At 62.8% G+C, this 24,070-nt stretch carries 22 protein-coding genes and 1 pseudogene; 6 read left to right on the top strand and 17 right to left on the bottom strand.

Going from position 1 to position 24,070, the window contains the following annotated elements; all coding sequences use genetic code 11:
• Positions 1 to 17: 17 nt before the first annotated feature.
• The 10 genes from BQ8482_RS03920 to BQ8482_RS03875 form a co-directional block, all read right to left on the bottom strand.
• A complete protein-coding gene (locus BQ8482_RS03920) occupies positions 18 to 1,415 on the bottom strand; it encodes an NAD(P)(+) transhydrogenase (Re/Si-specific) subunit beta (protein WP_123146348.1) in 1,398 nt (465 codons plus the stop codon).
• A gap of 6 nt (positions 1,416 to 1,421) precedes the next feature.
• Positions 1,422 to 1,847, bottom strand: coding sequence for a proton-translocating transhydrogenase family protein (locus BQ8482_RS03915; RefSeq protein WP_123146347.1), 426 nt, complete (start codon positions 1,845 to 1,847; stop codon positions 1,422 to 1,424).
• A complete protein-coding gene (locus BQ8482_RS03910; protein WP_123146346.1) occupies positions 1,847 to 3,103 on the bottom strand; it encodes a Re/Si-specific NAD(P)(+) transhydrogenase subunit alpha in 1,257 nt (418 codons plus the stop codon). The genes BQ8482_RS03915 and BQ8482_RS03910 overlap by 1 nt, the downstream gene beginning before the upstream one ends.
• 84 nt (positions 3,104 to 3,187) lie before the next feature.
• Positions 3,188 to 3,412, bottom strand: a complete 225-nt coding sequence (locus BQ8482_RS03905; RefSeq protein WP_123146345.1) for an aa3-type cytochrome c oxidase subunit IV — start codon at positions 3,410 to 3,412, stop codon at positions 3,188 to 3,190.
• A gap of 186 nt (positions 3,413 to 3,598) precedes the next feature.
• Positions 3,599 to 3,748 carry a DUF3096 domain-containing protein gene (locus tag BQ8482_RS03900; RefSeq protein ID WP_065006071.1) on the bottom strand — a complete coding sequence of 50 codons (150 nt, stop codon included), beginning with the start codon at positions 3,746 to 3,748 and terminating at the stop codon, positions 3,599 to 3,601.
• 196 nt (positions 3,749 to 3,944) lie between these two features.
• Positions 3,945 to 4,724 (bottom strand): N-acyl amino acid synthase FeeM domain-containing protein, encoded by a 780-nt coding sequence (locus BQ8482_RS03895; RefSeq protein ID WP_123146344.1) that lies wholly within the window; start codon positions 4,722 to 4,724, stop codon positions 3,945 to 3,947.
• Between the two features lie 159 nt (positions 4,725 to 4,883).
• Complete coding sequence (locus BQ8482_RS03890) at positions 4,884 to 7,196, bottom strand: putative bifunctional diguanylate cyclase/phosphodiesterase (RefSeq protein WP_123146343.1); 2,313 nt, start codon at positions 7,194 to 7,196, stop codon at positions 4,884 to 4,886.
• A 135-nt stretch (positions 7,197 to 7,331) separates the two neighbouring features.
• Positions 7,332 to 10,811 carry an indolepyruvate ferredoxin oxidoreductase family protein gene (locus tag BQ8482_RS03885; protein ID WP_123146342.1) on the bottom strand — a complete coding sequence of 1,160 codons (3,480 nt, stop codon included), beginning with the start codon at positions 10,809 to 10,811 and terminating at the stop codon, positions 7,332 to 7,334.
• Positions 10,812 to 11,035: 224 nt separating this feature from the next.
• Positions 11,036 to 11,566, bottom strand: a complete 531-nt coding sequence (locus tag BQ8482_RS03880; protein ID WP_165848409.1) for a hypothetical protein — start codon at positions 11,564 to 11,566, stop codon at positions 11,036 to 11,038.
• Positions 11,559 to 12,167, bottom strand: a complete 609-nt coding sequence (locus BQ8482_RS03875; protein WP_123146340.1) for a CGNR zinc finger domain-containing protein — start codon at positions 12,165 to 12,167, stop codon at positions 11,559 to 11,561. The genes BQ8482_RS03880 and BQ8482_RS03875 overlap by 8 nt, the downstream gene beginning before the upstream one ends.
• 152 nt (positions 12,168 to 12,319) lie before the next feature.
• Here BQ8482_RS03875 and BQ8482_RS03870 point away from each other — a divergent pair, with 152 nt between their 5' ends.
• The 4 genes from BQ8482_RS03870 (at position 12,320) to BQ8482_RS03855 (ending at position 17,001) form a co-directional block, all read left to right on the top strand.
• The gene (locus BQ8482_RS03870; RefSeq protein ID WP_123146339.1) at positions 12,320 to 13,225 is read left to right on the top strand and encodes a branched-chain amino acid ABC transporter permease; all 906 of its coding nucleotides are present in this window, start codon (positions 12,320 to 12,322) and stop codon (positions 13,223 to 13,225) included.
• A gap of 380 nt (positions 13,226 to 13,605) precedes the next feature.
• On the top strand, positions 13,606 to 14,190 hold the full coding sequence (locus BQ8482_RS03865) for a TRAP transporter small permease subunit (protein ID WP_095493902.1): 585 nt from the start codon (positions 13,606 to 13,608) through the stop codon (positions 14,188 to 14,190).
• Positions 14,187 to 15,959, top strand: a complete 1,773-nt coding sequence (locus tag BQ8482_RS03860) for a TRAP transporter large permease (protein WP_208867593.1) — start codon at positions 14,187 to 14,189, stop codon at positions 15,957 to 15,959. The genes BQ8482_RS03865 and BQ8482_RS03860 overlap by 4 nt, the downstream gene beginning before the upstream one ends.
• Before the next feature lie 19 nt (positions 15,960 to 15,978).
• A complete protein-coding gene (locus BQ8482_RS03855) occupies positions 15,979 to 17,001 on the top strand; it encodes a zinc-dependent alcohol dehydrogenase family protein (protein ID WP_123146338.1) in 1,023 nt (340 codons plus the stop codon).
• A 62-nt stretch (positions 17,002 to 17,063) separates the two neighbouring features.
• On the opposite strand, the gene BQ8482_RS03850 is transcribed toward BQ8482_RS03855, so the two are convergent.
• The gene (locus tag BQ8482_RS03850) at positions 17,064 to 18,173 is read right to left on the bottom strand and encodes a TRAP transporter substrate-binding protein (RefSeq protein WP_123146337.1); all 1,110 of its coding nucleotides are present in this window, start codon (positions 18,171 to 18,173) and stop codon (positions 17,064 to 17,066) included.
• A 289-nt stretch (positions 18,174 to 18,462) separates the two neighbouring features.
• Here BQ8482_RS03850 and BQ8482_RS03845 point away from each other — a divergent pair, with 289 nt between their 5' ends.
• A complete protein-coding gene (locus BQ8482_RS03845; protein ID WP_123146336.1) occupies positions 18,463 to 19,236 on the top strand; it encodes a gamma-glutamyl-gamma-aminobutyrate hydrolase family protein in 774 nt (257 codons plus the stop codon).
• A gap of 15 nt (positions 19,237 to 19,251) precedes the next feature.
• Here the strand turns inward: BQ8482_RS03845 and BQ8482_RS03840 are convergent, their stop codons facing one another.
• From BQ8482_RS03840 to BQ8482_RS03820, 5 genes and pseudogenes are all read right to left on the bottom strand, one after another.
• Entirely contained in the window at positions 19,252 to 19,653 is a 402-nt protein-coding gene (locus BQ8482_RS03840; protein ID WP_123146335.1) for a hypothetical protein, read from the bottom strand.
• 83 nt (positions 19,654 to 19,736) lie between these two features.
• Complete coding sequence (locus BQ8482_RS03835; RefSeq protein WP_123146334.1) at positions 19,737 to 20,720, bottom strand: 2-hydroxyacid dehydrogenase; 984 nt, start codon at positions 20,718 to 20,720, stop codon at positions 19,737 to 19,739.
• A complete protein-coding gene (locus BQ8482_RS03830; protein ID WP_123146333.1) occupies positions 20,717 to 21,739 on the bottom strand; it encodes a LacI family DNA-binding transcriptional regulator in 1,023 nt (340 codons plus the stop codon). The genes BQ8482_RS03835 and BQ8482_RS03830 overlap by 4 nt, the downstream gene beginning before the upstream one ends.
• A gap of 123 nt (positions 21,740 to 21,862) precedes the next feature.
• Positions 21,863 to 22,123 (bottom strand): annotated as a pseudogene (locus tag BQ8482_RS03825) (EamA/RhaT family transporter); the annotation flags it as partial.
• 72 nt (positions 22,124 to 22,195) lie between these two features.
• Entirely contained in the window at positions 22,196 to 22,603 is a 408-nt protein-coding gene (locus tag BQ8482_RS03820) for a DUF2000 family protein (RefSeq protein ID WP_123146332.1), read from the bottom strand.
• A gap of 35 nt (positions 22,604 to 22,638) precedes the next feature.
• On the opposite strand from BQ8482_RS03820, the gene BQ8482_RS03815 reads away from it, so the two are divergent.
• Entirely contained in the window at positions 22,639 to 23,517 is an 879-nt protein-coding gene (locus tag BQ8482_RS03815) for an AraC family transcriptional regulator (RefSeq protein WP_123146331.1), read from the top strand.
• Between the two features lie 16 nt (positions 23,518 to 23,533).
• Here the strand turns inward: BQ8482_RS03815 and BQ8482_RS03810 are convergent, their stop codons facing one another.
• Complete coding sequence (locus tag BQ8482_RS03810) at positions 23,534 to 24,004, bottom strand: MarR family winged helix-turn-helix transcriptional regulator (RefSeq protein ID WP_123147357.1); 471 nt, start codon at positions 24,002 to 24,004, stop codon at positions 23,534 to 23,536.
• Positions 24,005 to 24,070: the final 66 nt, after the last annotated feature.

The raw sequence follows: 24,070 nt of genomic DNA, 5'->3' as shown, positions 1-24,070 counted from the left end.
GGCGCCGCTAACCCGGATCAGTGGTCCAAGGCCTTGACGATCTCTTCGGTCATCTTCTTGGCGTCGCCGAGCAGCATCATGGTACCGTCCTTGTAGAACAGCGTGTTGTCGATGCCGGCATAGCCGGAGCCGAGCGAGCGCTTGACGAACAGGCAGGTGCGGGCCTTGTCGACATCGAGGATCGGCATGCCGAAAATAGGGGAGCTCTTGTCGTCCCGCGCGGACGGGTTGGTGACGTCGTTGGCACCGATGACATAGGCGACGTCGGCCTGCGCGAATTCGGAGTTGATGTCCTCGAGCTCGAACACTTCGTCGTAAGGCACGTTGGCTTCGGCCAAGAGCACGTTCATGTGGCCGGGCATGCGGCCGGCGACCGGATGAATGGCGTATTTGACGTCGACGCCGGCGGCCTTGAGCTTGTCGGCCATCTCGCGCAGCGCGTGCTGTGCCTGGGCGACCGCCATGCCGTAGCCTGGCACGATGATGACTTTCTGCGCGTTCATCATCAGATAGGCGGCATCGTCGGCCGAACCCTGCTTGACCGTGCGCTCGATGCCGTCGTCGGCGGTGGCGAAAGTCTCGCCGCCGAAGCCGCCGAGGATGACCGAGATGAATGACCGGTTCATGCCCTTGCACATGATGTAGGACAGGATCGCGCCGGACGAGCCGACCAGCGCGCCGGTGATGATCAGCGCCAGATTGCCGAGCGTGAAGCCGAGTGCCGCAGCCGCCCAACCCGAATAGGAATTCAGCATCGAGACGACCACCGGCATGTCGGCCCCGCCGATCGGGATGATGAGCAGGACGCCAAGGACAAGCGATGCCGCAACGATCAGCCAGAACACCAGCTTGGACTCGGTGGTGACCAGCAGCACGATCAGCACGATCAGCGCGATGCCGAGGGCCGCGTTGATGAAGTGACGGCCGCCGATCATGATCGGCTTGCCCGACATGCGGCCATCGAGCTTGAGGAAGGCGATGACCGAGCCGGTGAAGGTGATGGCGCCGATGGCGACGCCGAGGCTCATCTCGATCAGCGCCTGGGCGTGGATGTCGGCTGCCGTGCCGATGCCGAAACTTTCCGGCGCATAGACGGCGGCAGCCGCCACCATGACGGCGGCAAGGCCGACGAGCGAGTGGAAGGCGGCGACCAGCTGCGGCATTGAGGTCATGGCGATGCGCCGTGCGGTGACCGCGCCCACCGAGCCGCCGATCAGCAGACCGAGCACGATGAGGCCAAAGCCTCCCGCCGAAGGGGTCGCCAGCGCCAGCGTGGTGACAATGGCGATGCCCATGCCGATCATGCCGTACATGTTGCCCTGGCGGCTGGTGGTCGGGTGCGACAGGCCGCGCAACGCCAGGATGAACAGGATACCGGAGACCAGATAGAGGAAGGAGGCGAAGTTGGCGTTCATGTCGCTCTACCTGTCCTTCTTCTTGTACATGGCCAGCATGCGCTGGGTGACGAGAAAGCCGCCGAAGATATTGACCGAGACCAGCATCAGCGCGACGAAACCGAAGCCGGTGGCGATGCCGGACGCCGAGATGCCGACGGCAAGCAGCGCGCCGACGACGATGACCGAGGAAATGGCGTTGGTGACGGCCATCAGCGGCGTATGCAGCGCCGGCGTCACCGACCAGACGACGTAATAGCCAACGAAGATCGCCAAGACGAAAATAGCGAAGCGGAAGACGAACGGATCGATCGCCCCGCCGGACAGCGCGTGCGCGGCGTCGGCTGCCGCATCGGTGCCGCCTGGAGCGGTGGCCAGATCCTGCACCGCGAGCCGGACGGCGGCGGTCGCCTGGTCGAGCTGGTCGAGGGCTTTCTGCAAGGTCTGGTCCATCACGCGATCCTTTTCGGCTTGGCAGCGGCAGGTCTCTTGAGTGCGGCAGCTTTCTTTGGCGCAGCCGGTTTCTTCGCGGCAGCAGGCTTCGCAGGTTCAGCCGAGGCGATCATCACCGCCGGCTTGCCGGCGAAGGCCGGATGCACGACCTGGCCGCCATCGGTCAGCATCGTCGCCTTGACCAGATCGTCGTCGCGGTTGATGGCCAGCGTCTTCGCGGTCTTGTCGACAAGTGTCTCGAGGAACGCAAAGAGGTTCCTTGCATAGAGCAGCGAGGCGGAGGCCGCGACGCGGCCCGGCACGTTGAGATGGCCGACGATTTTTACCCCGTTGGCCGTCGTCACAACTTTGCCAGGAACGGCGCCTTCGACATTGCCGCCGCGTTCGACCGCGAGATCGACGATCACCGAGCCCGGCTTCATCGAGGCGACCATCGCGGCCGAAACGAGCTTCGGCGCCGGACGGCCGGGAATCAGCGCCGTGGTGATGACGATGTCCTGCTTGGCGATGTGCTCGGCGGTCAGTGCCGCTTGCTTGGCCTGGTATTCCCTAGACATTTCCTTGGCGTAGCCGCCAGCCGTCTCGGCCGCCTTGAACTCCTCATCCTCGACCGCCAGGAACTTTGCCCCCAGCGAGGCGACCTGTTCCTTGGCGGCGGGTCGCACGTCGGTGGCGGTGACCACGGCGCCGAGACGACGCGCAGTAGCGATCGCCTGCAGGCCGGCGACGCCGACGCCCATGATGAAGGCTTTCGCCGCCGGCACCGTGCCGGCCGCCGTCATCATCATCGGCAGCGCCCGGTCATATTCGGCAGCCGCGTCGATCACCGCCTGATAGCCGGCGAGGTTCGCCTGGCTGGACAGGACGTCCATCGATTGGGCGCGCGTGATGCGCGGCATGAACTCCATCGAGAAGGCGGTGACGCCGGCCCTTGCCAGAGCATCGACGGCAGCATCGTTGCCATAGGGATCCATGATGGCGATGACGGCAGTGCCCGGGCGATAGGCCTTCAGCTCCGCCTCATCAGGCCGGCGCACCTTCAGCACCACATCGGCCTTGGCGACATCGCCGGCCTTACCGATCACAGCGCCGGCCTTGGCGAACTCTTCGTCGGGAATGCGCGATGCCGTGCCGGCGCCGCTTTCGACGATCACGTCGAAACCCAGCCCTGCCAGCCGCTTCACCGTGTCCGGCGAAGCCGCAACGCGTGGCTCGCTCACGTCCACTTCACGAGGGATGAATACCGTCTGCCCCACCGCATGATCCTTTCGGCTGGAACCTGTCTGCGCAGGACGCCGACCGGGCTTCCGGCGATGTCACGGGCAAGGGTTTTGAAGAATTTACCGGAGAATGAAAGCGCCGACGGCGAGGATCAGTGCGAACAGGACAAATCCCGAGAAGAAGCCGCCCGCAAAGAAGCCGAAAGCCATTGCCAGAAGCACGGCGAGGCAAAAGAGCGATCCGTATTTCGCGAGCCTGAGGAAGCCCGCATAGGTGCGGTCGTGCTCGGCATAGTCCATCTTCGCGCCTAGTTCGACAGGACCGGTCGGCGAGTGATCAGCCATAGGAATACCCCTTCGAAGACATCTTTCAGGCACATAGCGAAAAGCCAGGCCGAGGGCAATGGCGCTATTGCCGCATCGTCGGAGACAGCAGCCTCAAAGGAAAGTTGAAGCCGCCGGATGCAGGAGGATGTTCCTGAGGCGACCGTGGCTGCCGCCTTGCGCTTCCTTGCGGCCGAGCTTGTCACATCAGCCGGCGAGCTGCGGAAACAGCCCAAGCAGGCCGACGACGATCAGGTAGAGCGCGACGATGTAGTTGAGGAGCCGCGGCATCACCAGGATCAGCACGCCGGCGATCAGCGAGATCAGCGGAGTGAGTGCGAGCGTGGAAATGGTCATGTCGGATTCCTCTCGGTAGGATTGTCGTCAACGCTATGCGGGTCGGACGTCATTCATTGCGCCATCGGCGCGCCTCTCAGAACGCCGAAGCGGCCTGAAAGCTCCATGGCCAGGTTGCAAAGTTGCCGAATGTCTTGCCTTTGTTTTGATGCATGTCGTTGTCCCAAAGCTGCTGCACACTTTTGCGCGACATGCATCAGGCGGCTTCGCGAAAATACTTGGCTGTGGGCAGGATGGTCAGCGGCGCGAGTTCACCAAGATTAGGCATGTCGAACAGCATGCGCTGCTCCATCGGCGTCGAACGGAAAAACGGGAACCGGGAGAGGGACCGCTCGCGGATCGCGTTGACGTCGGCACGGTAGAGCACGACCTTATTGTACACGCCGGGATAGGCGCGGGCCTCGCTGATCTTCTCGGAATAGTAGATCCGCTTGTAGAAGCCGGCGTGGTCCTCGCGAATGGTCGACAGGCAGTAAGGCGCGTTGAAATGAAAACACGCCATGCCGGCGAGCCGCAATGTGAGATAGGGAATTTGCGGATAGACGCGTGACCAGTCGGGGTCGGAGGCGAACCGGCTGGGACAGATGAAGCTCAGTCCCTTGGCCAGCATCGGCATGACGATATCGCCGAAAGCCTTGGTGGAAGGCGACATCGGCGTCGCCGGCGTGACGTGGTGAATGCGCAGTGTGCTGACGAGTTCCTGGTCGATGTAGACGCCGAAACGAAAGACATTCGGCGCCTCGTCGAGCTCGTCGTGAATGGTATGGTTCTCGCTATCGGGCACCATATCGTTGGAGCGATACGACTTGTAGCGCAGGCGGTAGATGTCCTCGAGGTCTTCGCCCTTGTCGCAGCGACGGTATTCCGTCCGCTCAAGCATCGCCGAGACATTCCTGGCAAAGCTGGACATAGTGTCGGACGCATCACTCCCGTCCGCACCCGCCGCCTGGCGAGGCGAAATCAACTCAACAACCATGAACTCAATCCCCGTACAACCGCCGCGATCAACCCTACGGCAGGGTCGTAAGATGTAAAGCTGAAAACAAGATAGAGATCGTTTACCAGCTATTAAGGTTAATAATTGTAAATATTATACCAAAGTGGAGATTCCTCCCATGGAAATCAGCCACAGAGATCAGCGAAGCGTCGCCTTCCTGGCCGTATTGATGTCCTTGGCGAAGGGCCAGACCGTGCTCGACATGGTCTCGATGCCGGACGCGCTGAGCGCCGAGCCGAACAGGAAACCTTGAACCAGGTCCGGCTTCACCTGCAAGGCCAGGATCTTGAGCTGCTCGAAAGTCTCGACGCCCTCGACCGTCACCGAAAGCCCCAGCGGCCGTGACAGATTGACGATGCCCTTGAGCAGTTCGAGCGAGCGGCTGTTCTGGGTGACGTCCATCAGGAACGATCGGTCGATCTTGATCTTGTCGAGCGGCAGTTTGTGGAGATAGCTCAAGCTCGAATAGCCGGTGCCGAAATCGTCGAGCGCGATGCGCACGCCAAGCCGCTTCAATTCCTCGATATACTGACGCGTCAGCGACTTGTCGTCGAGCAGCGCCGTCTCGGTGACCTCGATCTCCAGGCGACCGGCGGCGAGACCGGAGCTGGCGAGCGCATCGCAAACCTTCTCGATAACGTCGCGGTTGCGGAAGTCCTTGGCCGAGAGATTGACCGAGACACTGGTCTGTGCGGGCCATTTGGCGCACTCGGTGCACGCCGCATGCAGGACGAAGGTGCTGATCTCGGAAATGATGCCCATTTCTTCCGCCAGCGGAATGAAGATGCTGGGCGAAATTGGTCCGAGATCGGGGTGGTCCCAACGGCACAGCGCCTCGCAACTGGCTATGCGCATCGTGCTCATCGTCACGATCGGCTGGTAGACCACCCGCAACCCCTTGCTTTCCACCGCGGTGCGCAGATCGGCCTTCATCAGCTGACGGTTGCGGAAAGCGGCATCTATCGATGCTTCGAACAACCGCCAAGTGTTCTTGCCGAGTTCCTTGGCCTTGTAGAGCGCGAGGTCCGCCTTGACGATCATGGCGTCGACATCGCTGTTCCTGACCCGCGACAGCACCGCGCCACCGCTGGCCTGGATGCGCAGTCCATGACCGGCGACGTCGACCTCGCCCTGCAGGTCAATGAAAATCTCGTCGATTTGGCTGATCAGATGGCTCTCGTCCTCGACGCGGTCGAAGAAGATCATGAACTCGTCGCCACCGAAACGGCTGACGGTGACGCCTGGTCCGGCGACCGCCGCCAGCCGTTCAGCGACGGCGTAGATCAATCCATCGCCGACCGGGTGGCCAAGCGTGTCGTTGACGCTCTTGAAGTCGTCAAGGTCGAGCACGGCGAGCCCGCAGAGACGCTCGAGGTCGCCGGATGCCATCGCCTCTCCGATCAGCTCTTGGAAATAGGCGCGGTTGGGCAGGCCGGTGAGGCTGTCGTAACGCGCCATGAAGCGTATCTTGTCTTCCGCCTCGACGCGGGCCGTCACATCCTCGAAGGTGATGACGCCCAGTTCCTGGCTGCCTTCGCGCGCCGAGAACTCATAGTGCTGACCGTTCGCAAGCGAGACGAGAACCTTGCGATCGCGGCCCTCGCGCAGGGCGCGCGTAAGCTGGGCTTCGATGTAGCGGCAGTCCTTCAGCGCCAGCATGCCGCCGGCAACGCCGCGCATCAGCAGACCGTGGATCGATCGCCCGAGCAGCGCGTCGGGCGACTTGAGCGACATCAAATGCGCTGCTTCGGCGTTGGCCACCGCCACCCGGCCGTCCGGTCCGAGCATGACAAGGCCATGCGACATGGTGTTCAGCGCCCGATTGAAGCGCTGGGCGAGGCGGTTCGCCTTCTTTTCCTCCGACACCGCCGCAAAAAGCACATCGCGCACCGTGTTGGCGAATTTGCGGATCGCGAACAGGAATGGCGCTGACAGCAGGCCAAGGAGAACATGATAGATATCGCCGCGCAGCAGGAAGCCCAGCGAGATGGGCCAGGTCAATGCAAGAGTCAGGATGATCACCATGCGCGGCGAGCCGTAGTTGCGGCCGGCAATGGACGTCGCGGTCGCCAGCGTCAGGCAAACGGAGGCGATCTCGGCGAAATCGTCGCGCGCAAAGTAGATGCCGAGCAGGCAGAAAGCCCCGAGCGTAAGCCCATGCAGGGAGCCGTAGAATATGTAATCGTTTTCGCGCTTGTGCGCTTCCTCCCAGGTCGTCGGTGATGGCAAGTTGTTGTATTTTTGGAAGTTTCTCATGCGGAATATGCCGACGAGAACCATCGCGATCGCAACAACCAGGTAACGCGGATCGCCGTTCTTCCACCAGACAAGGCCGATAAGGAAGGTTTGCGCGAGAATGCCGATCGAAAGCGTCACCCCGTCGCGAAACAGAGTTTCCACGAACGGGATATAGACGTCGACAGGAATCTCGTTTTTTCTTTTTAGATTCACGCCTGAATCCCAACCCTGGGGAGCCAAGCTGTGTCACATTAGCCTTAAGAAAGATTTAGAGGGGCCGTCTGGGGCCTCACCGTCAGGTCGGTTGACCCCGGGGAAGCTATCCTTCAGGTAAACGAGGCGTATCGATCACTCGGCGGCCTGGAGTTTTGGCCGAACCGGCGTCTTTGCCAGGCGATCGAGCAGCCTTAGGCGCTCTCCAGCGGCCTTTTCGGCACTGGCCTGCCTGACGTGACCATAGCCGCGAATGAGCGCCGGCACCGAGGCAAGTGCTGCCGCGGCCTCGACCTTGCCCGGCGCCAGCGCGCCGGCGACAAGCTCCAGGTCGGCCTCGTATTGCGCAAGAAGCTGCCGTTCCATACGCCTTTCGGTGCTGTAGCAGAACACGTCGAAGACCGTGCCGCGCAAGCCTTTCATCGCCGCCAGCAGGCGGAATCCCTTCATCATCCAGGGACCGAAACTCGACTTCCTCGATTTGCCGTCGTTGCCGCGCCTGCCCATGATCGGCGGCGCGAGATGGAATTCGAGTTTGTCGTAGCTCTGGAACTGCTTCCCCAGTTCGGCGGCGAAGGAGCCGTCGGTGTAGAGCCTTGCCACCTCGTATTCGTCCTTGACCGCCATCAGCTTGAACAGGTTCCTCGCGGCGGCTTCGGTCACAGCAGTCGAACCGGGCACCGCACTGGCTTCGGCCCTGCGCAGCGCGGCCAGTCTGTCGGCGTAGCGCTTGGCATAAGCGGCGTTCTGATAGCCGGTGAGGAAGGCGACCCGGCGGGCGATGATGTCGTCCAGCGTCTCGGCGACAGCGGCGTTCTGTGCAGCCGCGCCCGGCTGGACAACGAGGCCGCGCACGAAATCCGGCTGGTGGGCGGCGCGGCGGCCCCAGCGGAAGGCTGAGACGTTCATCGCCACGGCCTGGCCGTTGAGCTCGATCGCCTTTTCGACTGCCTCGGCTGACAGCGGCAAGCCGCCATGCTGGAAGGCGAAGCCGAGCATGAACATGTTGGCGCCGAGCGAACTGCCGAACAACGCGGTGGCGGTGCGGGTGGCATCGAAGAAATGCGCCTTGTCGTCGCCGGCGGCAGTGCGGATCGCCTTTTTCAGTCGCTCGACAGGCAGCGAGAAATCCGCCGACCGGGTAAACTCGCCGGGCATGATCTCGGCGGTGTTGGCGAGGAAGATCGTGTGGCCCTCACGCGCCGCGGCGAGCACCTTTTGGGCGCCCGACACGACAAGGTCGCAGCCAAGCACAAGGTCTGCCTTCCCCGCCGAAACGCGGATGGCATGGATATCGCCCGGGCTGCACGCGATGCGGACATGGGTGAACACCGAACCGCCCTTCTGGGCAAGGCCGGCCATGTCGATCATGCCGCAGCCCTTGTCTTCGAGATGGGCCGCCATGCCGAGCACCGCTCCGATGGTGACGACGCCGGTGCCGCCGACGCCGTCGATGATCGCCGCCCAGCCTTGTTCGCCGAGCGGGAATTCAGCGGGCGCGGGCACGCCGTCGAGCGGATCGGTCGTGCCGGCAATACCCTCTGCCTTCCTGATCTTGGCGCCATGCACGGTGACGAAGGACGGACAGAAGCCGTTGATGCAGGAGAAATCCTTGTTGCAGCTCGACTGGTCGATCCTGCGCTTGCGGCCGAATTCGGTCTCGACCGGCTGGATCGACACGCAATTCGACTGCACCCCGCAATCGCCGCAGCCTTCGCAGACCAGTTCGTTGATGAAGACACGCTTGTCGGGATCCGGGAAGGTGCCGCGCTTGCGGCGGCGGCGCTTTTCGGCGGCGCAGGTCTGGTCGTAGATCAGCACGGATGTGCCCCTGACCGCGCGCAATTCGCGCTGGACGAGGTCGAGATCGTCGCGGTGATGGATGGTGGCGCCGGCGGGGAATTCGACCTTGCTGGTATATTTGTCCGGCTCGTCGGTGACGATGGCGATCCGCTCGACGCCCTCGGCCCGCACCTGCCTGGCGATCATGTCCACGGTCAGGCCACCCTCGTGCGGCTGACCGCCGGTCATGGCGACGGCGTCGTTGTAGAGGATCTTGTAGGTGATGTTGGCGTCGGTCGACAGCGCGAAGCGGATCGCCAGCGCACCAGAGTGGTTGTAGGTACCGTCGCCGAGATTCTGGAAGATGTGATCGCGCTTGGAGAACGGTGCCTGGCCGACCCATTGCGCGCCCTCACCGCCCATCGCGGTGAAACCAACGGTGTTGCGATCCATCCACAGCGCCATGAAATGGCAGCCGATGCCGGCGGCGGCGAGCGAGCCGTCGGGCACCTTGGTCGAGGAATTGTGCGGGCAGCCGGAGCAGAAGAAGGGGGTGCGCGAGGCGATGTCTGGCGTGTCGGCGAGCATCGCCTGGAACTGGCGAAGTCTCGCCACTCGTGCGGCGATTTCGTCCGACGGGCCGATCGTTCGCAAGATTCTCTCGCCGAGCGCGATTGCGATGTCATTGGGGTCGAGCGCGCCCTTGGCCGGGAACAGCCCGTCGCCGCGCTCGTCCTTCTTGCCGACGATGACCGGCTGCATGGCGGTGCCGTAAAGGTTCTCGCGCAGTTGCACCTCGATCAGCGAGCGTTTCTCCTCGACGACGACGATGGCGTCGAGGCCGCGAGCGAAATGGGCGATGTGCTGCAGGTCGAGCGGCCACGGGCAACCGACCTTGAACAGCCTGATACCAATGCGGTTGGCGGCAGTCTCGTCGACGCCGATGTCTTCCAGCGCCTGGCGAACGTCGAGATAGCTCTTGCCGATGGTGACGATGCCAAGCTTCGGGGCACGTCCACCGGAATAAACGATCCGGTTCAGCCCGTTGGCATGGATGAAAGCCGAAGCGGCGGCGCGCTTGTATTCATGCAGCCGCTCCTCCTGGCCGAGCATGTCGATCTCGTTGCGGATGTTGAGGCCGCCGGGCGGCATCTCGAAGTCCGGGGTGACGATATCAAGCCGTTCGAGCGCGGCATCGACCGAAGCCGTCGATTCGATGTTGTCCTTGACGCATTTGATCGCCGCCCACGTGCCGGCGAAACGCGACATGGCAAAGCCGTAAAGCCCATAGTCGATGATCTCCTGGACCCCGGCCGGATTGAGGATCGGCACCATGGTGTCGACGAACAGGAACTCGGTCGCGTGCGCGTTGGTCGAGGATTCGGCCATGTGGTCGTCGCCCATCAGGGCAAGCACGCCGCCATATCTGGACGAGCCGGCGAGGTTGGCATGGCGGAACACGTCGCCGGAGCGATCGACGCCCGGTCCCTTGCCGTACCAGACAGAAAAGACGCCATCATGCGTGCCCTCGCCCAGCAATTCGGCCTGCTGCGATCCCCAGCAGGCCGTGGCCGCGAGTTCCTCGTTGAGGCCGGGCTGAAAGACGACGTCCGACCGGGCGAGCTGCTTCCTGGCCTTCCAAAGCTGCATGTCGAGGCCGCCGAGCGGCGAGCCGCGATAGCCGGAGACGAAGCCGGCAGTGTTCAGGCCAGCCCGGCGGTCGCGCTCGCGCTGCATCAGCAGCATGCGGATGACCGCCTGCGCGCCGGAAAGGAAGATGCGCTCCTTTCCCAGGTCGAACTTGTCGTCGAGCGCGACATCATGCAGCGTCATCAGGCATTTCCTGTGCGGAGGCCCGCAGTTCGAGCGCAGCCAACGTCGGAGTCGAGTGCCTACAGTCTTTCTTCCCTTGCCGGGGAGGTCAAACAAAATCGAAGGTGCCAGACGGCGCGCAACAAATGATCCGTGCGCGGCCGTGTGGCGCCACGAAACGCCTGTCGGTGAGGATGGCCGAGCACGAAAATTCCGGCGGCGGTCAGTGCGCCGCTGGTGACGCATCATGCAGCCTTTGGGCAACTGGGCTTCGGTTCGCCGGGCAGCTTGCCGTCGACATGGCCGGCCAGGTCCTTGTTGAGCTCGTAGACTGGCCCGACCACGAGAGGCCGGTCGGGCAGGACCGACTGGTCGAGCGAGGACGTCAGTGTCGTCTCGAAACTCTGCAGCAATTTGCCGCTGGAATCCTCGATGCGGATCGACACCGCATAGGGCTTGTCCTTGACGACGCAGGTGAGCGGCGGGCTGGTCAAGGTCACATGCGGCAGCTTCGGCCATATTTTCTGGGTGACGATGATCGGATCACCACCGGCCGGGTTCTGGAAGAAGACCACGGCGACCTGTCCCTCACCCACCGGCCGCAGCGGATTGAGGGTGATGACATAGGTGGCGATGCCCAGCCGGTAGTTGAACTCGAACAGCTTCCCGGAAATGGCGAACAGCTGGTCCTTGCCGGAGTCACGGCAGGCGCCGAGAGCGGCCACCGCGAACAACGCCGCGACGACAATCATCGCGCGCGAAAATCTTTCAGACATTGGTGACCTCCCTCGCCGCGGTCCGGCGGCGATAGTATCGATTTGCCTTCTGTCGGTTGCCGCACACCGCCATGTCGCACCAGAGGCGGCTGGAATTGCGGCTTTTGTCGACAAACAGCCAGCTGCAGTTCGGACATATCCTCAGCCTGGCGATTGTGTCGCCGCGCAGCAGCGACAGCGCCGAGACCGCAAGCGCCGCCTCGAAGGCAATCGGCGTCGCCGGATTGCCGAACGGTTTTCCGGTCCTCCCGATTTCGGTGCGGCTTTCGGCGAGTCCGTCGGCGCAGGCTTCAAGGAATTCAGGCATGTCTCCGGTGGCGATCGCACCTTCCGAAACCGCACGGCGAAACAGCCGATCGGTCGTCTCCCTGATCGACAGCACCACCGGCGCGATCTTTCCAGGCGCCGGCGCTGCGAGCGGCCTGCCGCCGAGCTCGGCGGCGCGAAAGCCGCTCGCCGCTTCGGCAAAGCGGGCGATCTCGGCCGGATCTTTGAGCCGGTCGAAGGTTTTCTCCGGATCGTTCCGCAAAACGACGGTGTTCGCCGTGTCGAGCGCAAGCATGCCACCGGTGAAGCGGTGCGGAGTCCAGGATACTGCCATATGGCGAATCTAACCGATAAAACGCATTTGACAAGTTAGATATCGGGTGCAACGCTCGTCACGGAGGCGATCGCGATAGCCTAGTCTTGAGAATGTCGTTCATCCCAAACCGCTGCGCCCCGAATGCGGGGGGCATGCATCGAGGACATTGCATGCTCTATTTCTTCCAGCAGGTTCTGAACGGGCTGCATTCGGGCGCGCTCTACGCATTGCTTGCCTTCGGCTACGTGCTGACCAACGGCATCCTGCACCGCACCAATCTTGCCTATGGGGCGCTGTTCGCCTTTTGCGGGCATACGATGATCCTCACCGCGGCGTTCGGCTATCAGGCGCTGTGGCTGACGCTGTTTGCATCCGTCGCGCTCGGCGTAGCTGCGGCGTTCCTTTATGCGGCGCTGCTCAGCCATGTCTTGTCGCGAAGCATCTTCGAACCGTTGGCCGACCGCTCGCCCAACGCCATCGTGGTGACGACGCTCGGCATATTGCTGGCCCTGTCGGAAGCCAGCCGTATCGCCGCCGAAACCCATGATCTGTGGCTGCCGCCAATGCTGGCCCAGCCCATCATTTTTGCGCGGGGGGCCAATTTCAATGCCACGCTGACGCTCATCCAGTTGCTCGACTGCGCTGTCGTCGCGGCAACTATCGGGCTCGCCGCCTGGGCGTTCGCCCAATCAAGCTTCGGCCGGCGCTGGCGCGCCGTGTCCGACGATCCCAGGGCGGCAGCGATGTGCGGCGTCGATGTTCGCGCGGTGCTTCGGCGTGCGGTGCTTTTCGGCAGCCTTTGCGCGGCACTGGCCGGCGTGCTCGCCGCCTTCTACTACGGCAACATCAGCTTCGGCACAGGGTTGGTCTACGGGCTGAAAATCCTGTTTGTGACGGCGGTGGGCGGCTATCTCTCGCCGTTGCGGGCAGCACTTGGCGCCGCCGCTTTCGGCATGGCCGAATCGCTGTGGGCCGGCTATTTTCCGCTCGAATGGCGCGATGGCTGGATGTATCTGTTCCTCGTCGCCATGCTGGTGCTGATCGGCACCGGCCGCGATCAGGGCAAGATCGCCTGACTGTACCAAGCCTGGGTAGACTTTGGTTGCATGACGTCTACAGCGCGCGCGTCCTCTCGGACGCGAAAAGGCGTTGTAGCACTTTGATTTTGCGCATGATCCCCAGCGAAAATCGATTCCGATTTTCGGGGTCATGCGCCGGGTCAGCCGGCTGTTTCGCCCCCTTCCTCATCTCAAAAGCCCCTTCCTCACCTCACAAGATTGTTTTAGTCGGTCTGCCCTGTGTTGACCCGCCGGGCCACGCACGGCATACCGTTGGGCCACATCGAGGCGGCGGAAAAACAAGCGGGAATTGGCGCGCCGCTGATACTTTGAGTCATGCATCGTGCTTTCCGAAAATCGACACCGATTTTCGGGCCGATGCGTAAAGGGAGGAATGCATGGCAGGGCTGCTCGCTCTATCCAGAACCATTGACCGGGTGAACGAATTCATCGGCAAATGGGTGTCGTGGCTGATCCTGCTGGCAATCCTGGTCAGCGCCGCCAATGCCGTCATCCGCAAGACGTTCGACATGTCGTCGAACGCCTGGCTGGAACTGCAGTGGTATCTGTTCGGCGCCGCATTCATGCTGGCCGCCGCCTACACGCTGAAGCAGAACGACCATATCCGTATCGACATTGTCTACGGCATGTTCTCGCGCCGCGTGCAGCACTGGATAGACCTTCTCGGTCACCTTTTTTTCCTGATGCCGTTCGTGACGCTGATGGTGATCTATTTCGTTCCCTATGTGTCGCTGTCGTTTCGCAGTGGCGAAATGTCGAACAATTCCGGCGGGCTGATCATCTGGCCTGCAAAGGCAATCCTGCTGGCCGGCTTTTTCCTGCTCGCGCTCCAGGGCATCTCCGAGATCATCAAGAAGATCGCCATCATGCGCGGCGACATGGACGATCCGACGCCGTTCATATCGGTGCATGAGCAGGCCGAGCTCGAAGCGAAGGCGCTCGCCGAAGAGGTGCGCTCGTGATCGAGTTCATCGCCCAGAACATGGCGCCGATCATGTTCGCCTCGCTGGTCATCTTCCTGCTGATCGGCTACCCGGTCGCCTTCTCACTCGCCGCCAACGGCCTGCTGTTCTTCTTCATCGGGGTTGTGCTGTCACCCTATTCGGGCGGCTCGATCAATCTCGCCTGGCCGCTGCTGCACGCGCTGCCGGACAATTTCTACGGCAGCCGGGTGATGTCGAACGACACGCTGCTGGCCATCCCGTTCTTCACCTTCATGGGCATCGTGCTCGAGCGATCGGGCATGGCCGAAGACCTGCTCGACACGATCGGCCAATTGTTCGGGCCGATCCGCGGCGGTCTCGCCTATGCTGTGATCTTCGTCGGCGCGCTGCTTGCCGCAACCACGGGGGTGGTGGCTGCCTCCGTCATCGCCATGGGCCTGATCTCGCTGCCGATCATGCTGCGCTACGGCTATGACCGCCGTGTAGCGTCCGGCGTCATCGCCGCATCGGGCACGCTCGCCCAGATCATTCCGCCCTCGCTGGTGCTTATCGTTCTGGCCGACCAGCTCGGCCGCTCGGTCGGCGACATGTATGCGGGCGCGCTGATCCCGGGGCTGGTTCTGACCGGCCTTTACACGACGTACATCGTGATCATGTCGATCGTCCGGCCGAAGTCGATGCCGGCGCTGCCGCTGGAGGCCCGCACGCTCGGCCACGGTGTCCTGTCGCTGCTGTTCGCAGTGTTGGCGGCAGTCGTGGTTTCCTACGCGGCGTATCGCTATCTTGCGCCATCGCAGGGCCAAAACGCCGACATTCTCGGTGCCACCATCGGCGTGATCCTCATCTACGTCGTGGCAATCGCCGACCAGCGCCTGAAGATCAACATGATGTCGCGGCTGGCGCAGCAGGTGATCATCGTGCTGATCCCGCCGCTGGCGCTGATCTTCCTGGTGTTGGGCACCATCTTCCTGGGGATCGCCACACCGACCGAGGGCGGCGCCATGGGCGCTGTCGGCGCGCTGATCATGGCGGCGATGAAGGGGCGGCTGTCGCTGGACGTGATCAAGCAGGCACTGGCGTCGACGACGCGGCTGTCGTCCTTCGTGCTGTTCATCCTGATCGGGGCGCGGGTGTTCTCGCTCACCTTCTACGGCGTCAACGGCCATATCTGGGTTGAACACCTCCTGACATCGTTGCCGGGCGGCGAAGTCGGGTTCCTGATCGGCGTCAACATCCTCGTCTTCTTGCTCGCCTTCTTCCTCGATTTTTTCGAGCTCGCCTTCATCATCGTGCCGCTTTTGGCGCCGGCCGCCGACAAGCTCGGGATCGACCTGATCTGGTTCGGCGTGCTGCTCGGCGTCAACATGCAGACCAGTTTCATGCATCCACCCTTCGGCTTCGCACTGTTCTATCTGCGTTCGGTCGCCGCCCGCGTGCCCTATCTCGATCGCCTCACCGGCAAGAAGATCGCGCCGGTGACCACCGGCCAGATCTATTGGGGCGCGGTTCCCTTCGTTTGCATCCAGGTCATCATGATCGGCCTGACCATCGCCTTCCCGCAGATGGTGATGCACTACAAGGGCACGGCAGTGGACCCAGGCACGATCGATTATCAGGTGCCGGAAACGCCGAGCCTGTCGCCACTCGGCGCACCTCCGGCGGATGGCGGCACGGCGCCGACCGCGCCCGCACCAGACCTGTCGCAACCGCCGAATTTCGGCGAAACGCCGCCTGCCAAGCCAGCAGCGCCAGCAACCGATCTGTCCCAACCACCGAGTTTCAATTGATGCCGGAGGCGTAACAAAGATGAAAGCGGTGCGGCTGGAGGGCGTGGGCAGCATTGCCCTGCGCGAGGTCGGCAAACCGTCCGCCGGACCGGACGATCTCCTGGTGCGGATCGAGGCATGCGGCGTCTGCGGCACCGACCGGCATCTTTTCCATGGCGAATTTCCCTGTACGCCGCCGGTGACGCTCGGACATGAATTCTCCGGGATCGTCGAGGCGACTGGAACCGCTGTGTCCGGCTTTTCGGTCGGCGATCGCGTTACCGGCGATCCCAACATCGCCTGCGGGCACTGCCCGCACTGCCACGCGGGTCGCATCAATCTCTGCCATAATCTAGTTGCCATCGGCATCCGCCGCGACGGCGGCTTCGCCGAATATGTCGTGCTGCCTCAGAAGCAGGCCATTCTCCTTCCGAAAGACCTGAGGCCGACGCATGGCGCGTTCTGCGAGCCGCTTGGCTGCTGCCTGCATGGCGTGGACCTGGCGCAGATCCGACCCGGCTCCTCGGTCGCCGTGCTTGGCGGCGGGGTGATCGGCCTGCTCACCGTGCAACTGGCGAGGCTTGCCGGCGCGACGACAATCATCCTGTCGACGCGCCAGGCCTCGCGGCGCGCCCTTGCAGGAGAATTGGGCGCAACGGTGACGGTCGACCCCAGCGCTTGCGATATCATCGACACGGTCTTCGGTCCGTCGGGCCTCATGCCGGGCGGCGTCGATGTGGTGTTCGAATGTGCCGGCGTAAGAGAGACGGTCGAACAATCGATGCGGCTGGCCAAAGCCGGCGGTACGGTGGTCGTCGTCGGCGTGACACCTCAAGGCATGAAGGCCGAGTTCGAGCCTTTCAACCTGTTGTTCCGGGAATTGAAGGTGCTCGGCTCGTTCCTCAATCCGTTTACGCATCGCCGGGCCGCCGATCTCATCGCCTCGGGTGCGATCGAGATCGACAAGCTCATCTCACGGCAGGTGACGCTGGAGGAGGCGGCTGCGGTGATCGCCAATCCGCCTGCGCCAGGCGAAGTCAAGGTGCTGGTGGTGCCGCGCTGATCAGGCAAATCGAAATGTGACGGCGCCACGCGTCCGAAGAGCGCGTTGCGCCGTAACTGTTGTCAGAGCTTGCCGGTGCGCTGCTGGACCATCATGAAGGTGTCGTAATTGTACTCGGCCACCTGCGCCCAGAGATAGTGCTCCTTGCGGAAGGCCTTGATCGAGTCCCATATCTTCTTGAACGGCGCGTTCGAAGCTTCCATCTCGGCATAGACCTCGTTCGCCTTTTCGGAGCAGGCTGCCAAGATTTCCGGGCTGAACGGGCGCAATTTGGCGCCCGCGGACACCAGCCGCCTCACGGCCGCCGGATTCAGAAAGTCGTATTTCTGCAGCATGTTGGCGTCGGCGGCCTGCGCCGCGGTGCGCACCAGCGCCTTGTAGGCCGGCGAAAGCTCCTCGTATTTTGCCTTGTTGAACATCAGATGGACGGTCGGCCCGCCTTCCCACCAGCCAGGATAATAATAATTGGGCGCGACCTTGTAGAAGCCGAGCTTCTCATCGTCATAAGGGCCGACCCATTCGGCGGCGTCGATGGTGCCTTTTTCCAGCGCTGGATAGATATCGCCGCCGGCGATCTGCTGCGGCACGACGCCGAGCCTTTGCACCACTTTGCCGGCAAAGCCACCGATGCGCATCTTGAGGCCCGAAAGGTCGGCGACGGTGTTGATTTCCTTGCGGAACCAGCCGCCCATCTGCACGCCGGTATTGCCACCGGGCAGGCCAAAAAGGCCCTGCGTGGCCAGAAACTCGTTGAACAGGTCGATGCCGCCGCCGTGGTAATGCCAGGCATTGATGCCGCGCGCGTTGAGCGAGAACGGAACCGCGGCACCCAAAGCCCATGTCGGGTCCTTGCCCCAATAATAATATGCCACCGTATGGCAGGCCTCGACGGTGCCGGCGGTGGTGGCATCCGCGACCTGCAGGCCGGGCACCAGTTCACCGGCAGCGAAAACCTGGACCTGGAAGTTGCCGTCGGTCGCCTCCGAAAGCATCTTGGAAAAGACCTCGGCGCCACCATAGATCGTATCGAGGGATTTCGGGAAGGACGACGCCAGGCGCCATGTCACTTTCGGATTGGTTTGGGCGATAGCCGGCGCGGCAAGCGCCGCCGTAGCCGCCGCAGCGCCGACACCGGTCACACCGGCCTTGCGGATGAATGATCGACGATCCATGAAGTCCTCCCTATTGGATCAACAGACCGACGTTCGGGAGATGTTCTGTGCCCCGGATCGGCTTCGCGGCAAACAATACACGGGCAAGAAGTCGAGTCTAGCCATGGGAGCCGGTTTTGCCGGCGGCGTTTTCGCGAAAAACGCGGCGCGAACGCACCTCCCTGCAACTTAAGTCTAACGCCCCTTCCGTGGCCCATGCGACATGCCGAACTTGTCATGGCAAAGCGCCGTCGGATCGCCTATTTTAAAGGCAGAACATATCCTTGCACTGAATGGACCCGGATCAAAAATGCAGCAGCCGCTAGTCGCCATATCGACCGATGTCCGCCAGTTCGACAACTACACCTGGCATGCCGCTCCGCAGCAATATCTGGAGGCGGCGCTTTCGGCCGCCGGCGTGTTCCCGGTGCTGGTGCCGTCCTTCGGCGACCGGCTCGATTTCGATGAACTCCTGTCATCAGTCGACGGCGTCATGATCACCGGCTCGAAGTCCAACGTGCATCCCACGCTCTATGGCGGCGATGCCAGCGAGGCCAACGGCCCCTACGATCCGGCCCGCGACGCCACGACGCTGCCGCTGATCCGCAAGGCAGTGGAGCGCGGCGTGCCGCTGCTCGCCATCTGCCGCGGCATCCAGGAGATGAATGTGGCGCTGGGCGGCACGCTGGCCACAGAAATCCAGGAGCGCGAGGGATCGCTGGACCATCGCGCACCGGCGAGCGACAATCAGGACGAACGCTTCGCCATCCGCCAGACCATTTCGATCAAGCCCGCAAGCTGCCTCGCCGGCGTGTTCGGGGCGGGCGACATCATGGTCAACTCGGTGCATCGCCAGGCGATCGACCGGCTCGGCCCGAAGTTGCAGATAGAGGCCGTCGCCACCGACGGCACGGTCGAGGCGGTTTCGGTGCGGGACGCCCGTGCCTTCGCCGTGGGCGTCCAATGGCATCCCGAATACTGGGTCAATTCGGACAGCGTCTCGGCAAAGATCTTCCGCGCCTTCGGCGACGCGGTGCGCCTGCACGCCACGGCGAAATCCGGCGCGCGCACTGCCGCGGAATAATTCAGCCGTGGGGCGTCAACGTCGATCGCTGCTGGCCGCCAGCGACAGCAGCGGCAGAGTTGGTGCGTAGGATTCATAACCGTCGCCGTCGGCGACGCCGAACGTGACGATCGGGTCGATGCCGTTCACGCTGAAGATGACCGTGCCGTCATCCTGCTCACGCCAGAATTTCGCGCGCTCGATGCCAGGCAAAACCCGGCGGCAATTCGCAGTGACCGTCAACAGCGACAGGCCTTGCGCAACCTCAGTGCCGCGCTTGACCGCGCAGGACGCTTCGTCGCCATTGGCCACCAGCCTGTAATCGCCGGGCGACTGCGTTGAGTGATCGGCTGTGCGGCCTTCGCCGCTGCCGCCGTGAAACAGGTGAACGATGCCGAACAGCGCCGCCACCGATATCAATGCAGCAAGTGCTTTCATCTGCGTTCTCCGCGTGTTTGGCGATAGATAAAAAATGATTTCAAAGCGTTAAGCCGACGTTAACAAATAGGAAAGCTTGCCGCTCAGCTGCGCGCCTTGACCTTTTCCGTTTCCGGCACCGGCGTCAGCGCCCTCCCTTCCGAAAACCAGGAAACCAGATTGTCGACGCACAGATCGGCCATGGCGCGGCGGGTATGTTCCGAAGCCGAGCCGACATGCGGCAAAAGCGATGTGTTGGGAGCGGCGAGCAGCGCTGGCGGCACGTTCGGCTCGTCGGCGAAGACGTCGAGCCCGGCAGCGGCGATGGTGCCATTGGCCAGGGCTGCCGCAAGTGCTGCCTCGTCCACCGTGCTGCCGCGGCCGATATTGACGAAGACGCCATTCGGGCCGAGCGCCGACAGTATCTCGGCATTGACCGCCTTTTCCGTCGAGGCGCCGCCGGGCGCCACCGAGATCAGCGTATCCACCGCCTCGGCGAGGCCTTTCAGCGTGCCGTGGTATTCATAGGACAGGGCTTCGACCTGGCGCCGGTTGTGATAGGCGATCGGCAGCCCGAAGGCCTCCAGCCGGCGCGCAATGGCAATGCCGATGCGGCCCATGCCGAAAATACCGACACGACGGCCGCGCAAGGTCAGCCGGCTCAAGCGATAGTTGCCGTCGCGCGCCCAACTGCCGTCGCGCAGCCAGGTCTCGGCGCGCGGCAACTCGCGGATGGTGTTGATCAGCAGGCCGAGAGCCGTGTCCGCGACCTCCTCGGTCAGCACGTCAGGCGTGTTGGTGACCATGACACCGCGCTGCGCTGCGTGACGGGCATCGACCGAATCATAGCCGACGCCGAAATTGGCGATGATCTCGAGATTCGGCAGCGCGTCGATGAGGGCTGCATTGATCCCGCCAAAGGCGGCAATGCCGCGCACCGACCGGCGCAGCTCGTCGGTGACCAGCGACGCTTCCGGCCGTTCGATCCAGACGCGGCTGAACATTCGATCGATGCGGCCGACCGCATGGTCGTTGAATTGGCCCGGCACCAGAATGGCGACTGCTTGCTGCTGTTCGGCTTTTGTCATGTACGCTCCACCGGTTTGCCGGTCGACTGACGCACATGCAGTTCCGGCTTGATCAGTTCCTGCGACGGCCGCACCATCTGCCCATTGAGCTTGTCGAGCAGCGCGCTGGCGGCGCGGCGGCCGACTTCACGCTGGCCGTTCCAGACGGTGGTCAGCGCCGGCGTTGCGATCGCCGCCTCCTCGAGATCGTCATAGCCGGTTACGGATATGTCAATGCCCGGCACCAGCCCGGCGCGTGCAATACCGTTCATCAGGCCGATGGCGACAAGGTCGTTCCAGCAGCAGGCCGCGGTCGGCTTGTCCTTCAGCGACAAGAACTGCCCGGCCGCTTCGAACCCGGCCTGTTTGGTGCGCGGACCGGCGATGCGCCAGGACGGCCTGACCTCCAGCCCGGCCGCCTCCATGGCGTTGACATAGCCCTGGTAGCGGTCACGGCCGGTCGAGGTCTGGTCGGTGCCGCCGACCATGGCGATGCGCTTGTGGCCGAGCGAGATCAGATGGTTGGTGGCAAGCCCGGTGCCGTAGGCATCGTCGCCGCGAAACACCGGCACGTCGGCGCCTTCGACGGTGCGTGCGATCAGCACCGCCGGCAGGCCGTTTTCCTCGGCCATCAAGATGTCTTCGGGCGGCGTGCCGATGGCCGGCGACATGATGACGCCGTCGGCGCCGAGCTGCAAAAGCGTGTCGATGAAGGTGCGCTGCTTTTCGAGCTGGTCGTAGTGGTTCGACAGGATGAAGGTCTGCCGGCTGCGATCGAGCTCGCTTTCGATCGAGCGCAGTATCTCGGCGAAGAACGGGTTCATGATGTCGTGAACGACGACGCCGACGATGCCCGAACGCGAGGTGCGCAGGCTGGCGGCGCGGCGATTGTAGATATAGCCGATGGCGCGGGCATGTTCCTTGATGCGGTCGCGGGTGCCGCCGGCAACCAGCGGACTGTCGCGCAGGGCCAGCGAAACCGTGGCCGTGGACACGCCGAGCGCATCCGCGATCGTCGAAAGCTTAATCTTCTGTGCCAGCGCCTTGCGCTCCCCGACGATCTAGAGCTGATCCATGATCTCCAGCGAAAACCGGATTCCCACTTTTCGGGATCATGAACTAAACAGTTTAAACGCGGCCTTATGCCACCCTTCAGGAGCAAATCAAAGTTTTTTTGCCAGCGCTTCCACCTCGACGTCGAGGGCGGCGCGGTTGCGCACACGAAGCCGGTGCTCGCGATGAACGTTATAAAGGCCGCTGGCGACGATGACGGCAGCGCCGACGAGCGTCCAGCGGTCGGGAACTGGTTGAAGACAATCCAGCCGGCAATGATCATCCCAATGATTTGCGCATACCGAGACGATAGCCCGCACCAGGTGCCAATGGCAGACGATGCCGAACACGCTAAGCATCAGAAGGATGAATCAGCCGCCACAGGCTTGGTCTTTCTGCATGTCGTCATCCCAAAACCGGTGCGCACTTTTGGGCGACATGCACTAGGGATGCATGCGGGCGCCCTTGGTGATCTTGTCGACAAGCTTCTTTTCGGCGCGCAGCGCGATACCGACGACCTTGGCGTCGTCGGGTGCGAATTCGGCAAAGACGGCGCGGTTCGCCGCGTCGTGGCCGGTCGAAAACATCTCGTCGACGTAGAGCGAGGTCGTCACACCGCGCTCCACCGCCCGTCGGTGGATCGCACTAAGCGTCGGGCGATCGGCCGAAAGCACGATGACCGGCTGGATCGAGAGCGGATTGTAGATATTGCCGGCGCGGTCGCGATAGGGTTCGCCGATGATTTCGCTATACTGCGCGACGATGCCGCTGGTCAGGAAGGCGGTGACATTGAGCTTTTGCCAGATGGGAAGGTCGTCCTGCAGCACGATTGCAAATTTCGTGTCGAACATGAGACATTTACCATTCAGGTTTGTGAAATGAAGCGATGTCACACGGTCTAGATGGCGAGGCCTTTCAGGGTCTTGGACGTTTGTGCGTTGACGCGGCTGAGAACTGTGTCATCTCGGCCCCCGATTGCGTCGGAATGGAGCGTATCGAGGCCCGGTTCCACGGCAGCGCGTTCGATCTCCATCGTCATGATACCTACGCCATCGGCGTGACGCTGCATGGCGTCCAGACCTTCCGTTATCGCGGCGCGACGCATCACAGCCTGCCCGGCCAGATTATCGTGCTCCATCCCGACGAATTGCACGACGGCGGCGCCGGCACCGAAGACGGTTTGCGTTACAGGATGCTTTATCTGGAGCCGTCCATCGTGCTGGACTGCCTCGATACGATAGGCGCATCGCTGCCTTTCGTCAGGAATGCCGTGGTGACGGATCCTGTTTTCCGCACGAGGCTGCTTTCGGCGCTGGGGCCGTTGGACCAGAAGCTGGACGACCTCTTTGTCGCCGACTTCATTGCGCAATTGATGCAAAGCTTGGCACGGCATGCAGGCCTGCAGGCGAAACCGATCCCAAGGACAGCATTGCGGGCTGCCAGCCTGGCACGCGACTATCTGGAAGAAAATGTTTTCCGTATCGTCCGTTCCGAAGAGCTGGAGGCGATCACCGGGCTGGATCGCTATGCCCTATCGCGGCATTTCCGTGCCGCCTTCTCCACCAGCCCGCATCGCTTTCTCTTGATGCGCCGGCTTCAACGAGCACGCCGCATGATCGAGGCGAGCGAGCCATTGGCGCAGATCGCGATAGCGGCCGGTTTCAGCGACCAAAGTCATTTTAACAGGCACTTCAAGAAGGCGTTCGGTGTCACGCCGGGCCGCTGGTCGGCATTGGTCCATGGATCGTCGGCAGCCGCAGCCTGATGGCGTCAGCCGCGGATCATTCGTCGGCGTCGATCTCATCATCGACGAGAACCATCTCGCCGTTCGAGAGGTTCGCCTCGACGCGGGCGAGCAGCTTGAACAACGCCTTCTGGTCCCTTTTATCGAGACCCTTCAGCGCCTGCTTCTCGGTCTTTTTCACCGATTTCTCGATGGCGTGGATGATTTCGCGGCCGGTGTTGGTCAGGAAGATGTGGGCCTGTCGGGCATCGGCGGAAGAAGCGCGCTTTTCCAGAAAGCCCTGGGCCTGCAGCCGGTTGATCGTCTTGGTGATGGTCGGCGGGCGCACACCGAGGCGGCCGGCGAGATTGCCGGGCGTCTGCCCGTCCTCACGGTCGAGCGCCAGCATGATCTGGTCCTGGCCGGCGTAGAAGCCGTGGGTCAAAAGCCGCGCGGCGAGTGCCGTACGCGCCAGCCGCGCCGCCGAATGCAGCCGGCTCATTGTCGCAGTCTTGTCCGCCTTGGCCATGGTCATCCCTCTTCGGGCCGAACCGGTGCGGACAGCATAGCGGCAGCCGCCCGGTTGGCAATCGAC

The organism is Mesorhizobium delmotii, from assembly GCF_900149755.1.
GTDB lineage: Bacteria > Pseudomonadota > Alphaproteobacteria > Rhizobiales > Rhizobiaceae > Mesorhizobium > Mesorhizobium delmotii.
Note: the sequence above shows the minus strand (reverse complement) of the source record. Positions and strands in the feature narration are given on the sequence as shown.

What these genes read in the sequence shown, in the direction of transcription:
- BQ8482_RS03920 (WP_123146348.1), bottom strand. Translation starts at nt 1,415, where the DNA reads ATGAACGCCAACTTCGCCTCCTTCCTCTATCTGGTCTCCGGTATCCTG.
- BQ8482_RS03915 (WP_123146347.1), bottom strand. Translation starts at nt 1,847, where the DNA reads ATGGACCAGACCTTGCAGAAAGCCCTCGACCAGCTCGACCAGGCGACC.
- BQ8482_RS03905 (WP_123146345.1), bottom strand. Translation starts at nt 3,412, where the DNA reads ATGGCTGATCACTCGCCGACCGGTCCTGTCGAACTAGGCGCGAAGATG.
- BQ8482_RS03900 (WP_065006071.1), bottom strand. Translation starts at nt 3,748, where the DNA reads ATGACCATTTCCACGCTCGCACTCACTCCGCTGATCTCGCTGATCGCC.
- BQ8482_RS03895 (WP_123146344.1), bottom strand. Translation starts at nt 4,724, where the DNA reads ATGGTTGTTGAGTTGATTTCGCCTCGCCAGGCGGCGGGTGCGGACGGG.
- BQ8482_RS03885 (WP_123146342.1), bottom strand. Translation starts at nt 10,811, where the DNA reads ATGACGCTGCATGATGTCGCGCTCGACGACAAGTTCGACCTGGGAAAG.
- BQ8482_RS03880 (WP_165848409.1), bottom strand. Translation starts at nt 11,566, where the DNA reads ATGTCTGAAAGATTTTCGCGCGCGATGATTGTCGTCGCGGCGTTGTTC.
- BQ8482_RS03875 (WP_123146340.1), bottom strand. Translation starts at nt 12,167, where the DNA reads ATGGCAGTATCCTGGACTCCGCACCGCTTCACCGGTGGCATGCTTGCG.
- BQ8482_RS03870 (WP_123146339.1), top strand. Translation starts at nt 12,320, where the DNA reads ATGCTCTATTTCTTCCAGCAGGTTCTGAACGGGCTGCATTCGGGCGCG.
- BQ8482_RS03865 (WP_095493902.1), top strand. Translation starts at nt 13,606, where the DNA reads ATGGCAGGGCTGCTCGCTCTATCCAGAACCATTGACCGGGTGAACGAA.
- BQ8482_RS03855 (WP_123146338.1), top strand. Translation starts at nt 15,979, where the DNA reads ATGAAAGCGGTGCGGCTGGAGGGCGTGGGCAGCATTGCCCTGCGCGAG.
- BQ8482_RS03850 (WP_123146337.1), bottom strand. Translation starts at nt 18,173, where the DNA reads ATGGATCGTCGATCATTCATCCGCAAGGCCGGTGTGACCGGTGTCGGC.
- BQ8482_RS03845 (WP_123146336.1), top strand. Translation starts at nt 18,463, where the DNA reads ATGCAGCAGCCGCTAGTCGCCATATCGACCGATGTCCGCCAGTTCGAC.
- BQ8482_RS03840 (WP_123146335.1), bottom strand. Translation starts at nt 19,653, where the DNA reads ATGAAAGCACTTGCTGCATTGATATCGGTGGCGGCGCTGTTCGGCATC.
- BQ8482_RS03835 (WP_123146334.1), bottom strand. Translation starts at nt 20,720, where the DNA reads ATGACAAAAGCCGAACAGCAGCAAGCAGTCGCCATTCTGGTGCCGGGC.
- BQ8482_RS03820 (WP_123146332.1), bottom strand. Translation starts at nt 22,603, where the DNA reads ATGTTCGACACGAAATTTGCAATCGTGCTGCAGGACGACCTTCCCATC.
- BQ8482_RS03815 (WP_123146331.1), top strand. Translation starts at nt 22,639, where the DNA reads ATGTCACACGGTCTAGATGGCGAGGCCTTTCAGGGTCTTGGACGTTTG.
- BQ8482_RS03810 (WP_123147357.1), bottom strand. Translation starts at nt 24,004, where the DNA reads ATGGCCAAGGCGGACAAGACTGCGACAATGAGCCGGCTGCATTCGGCG.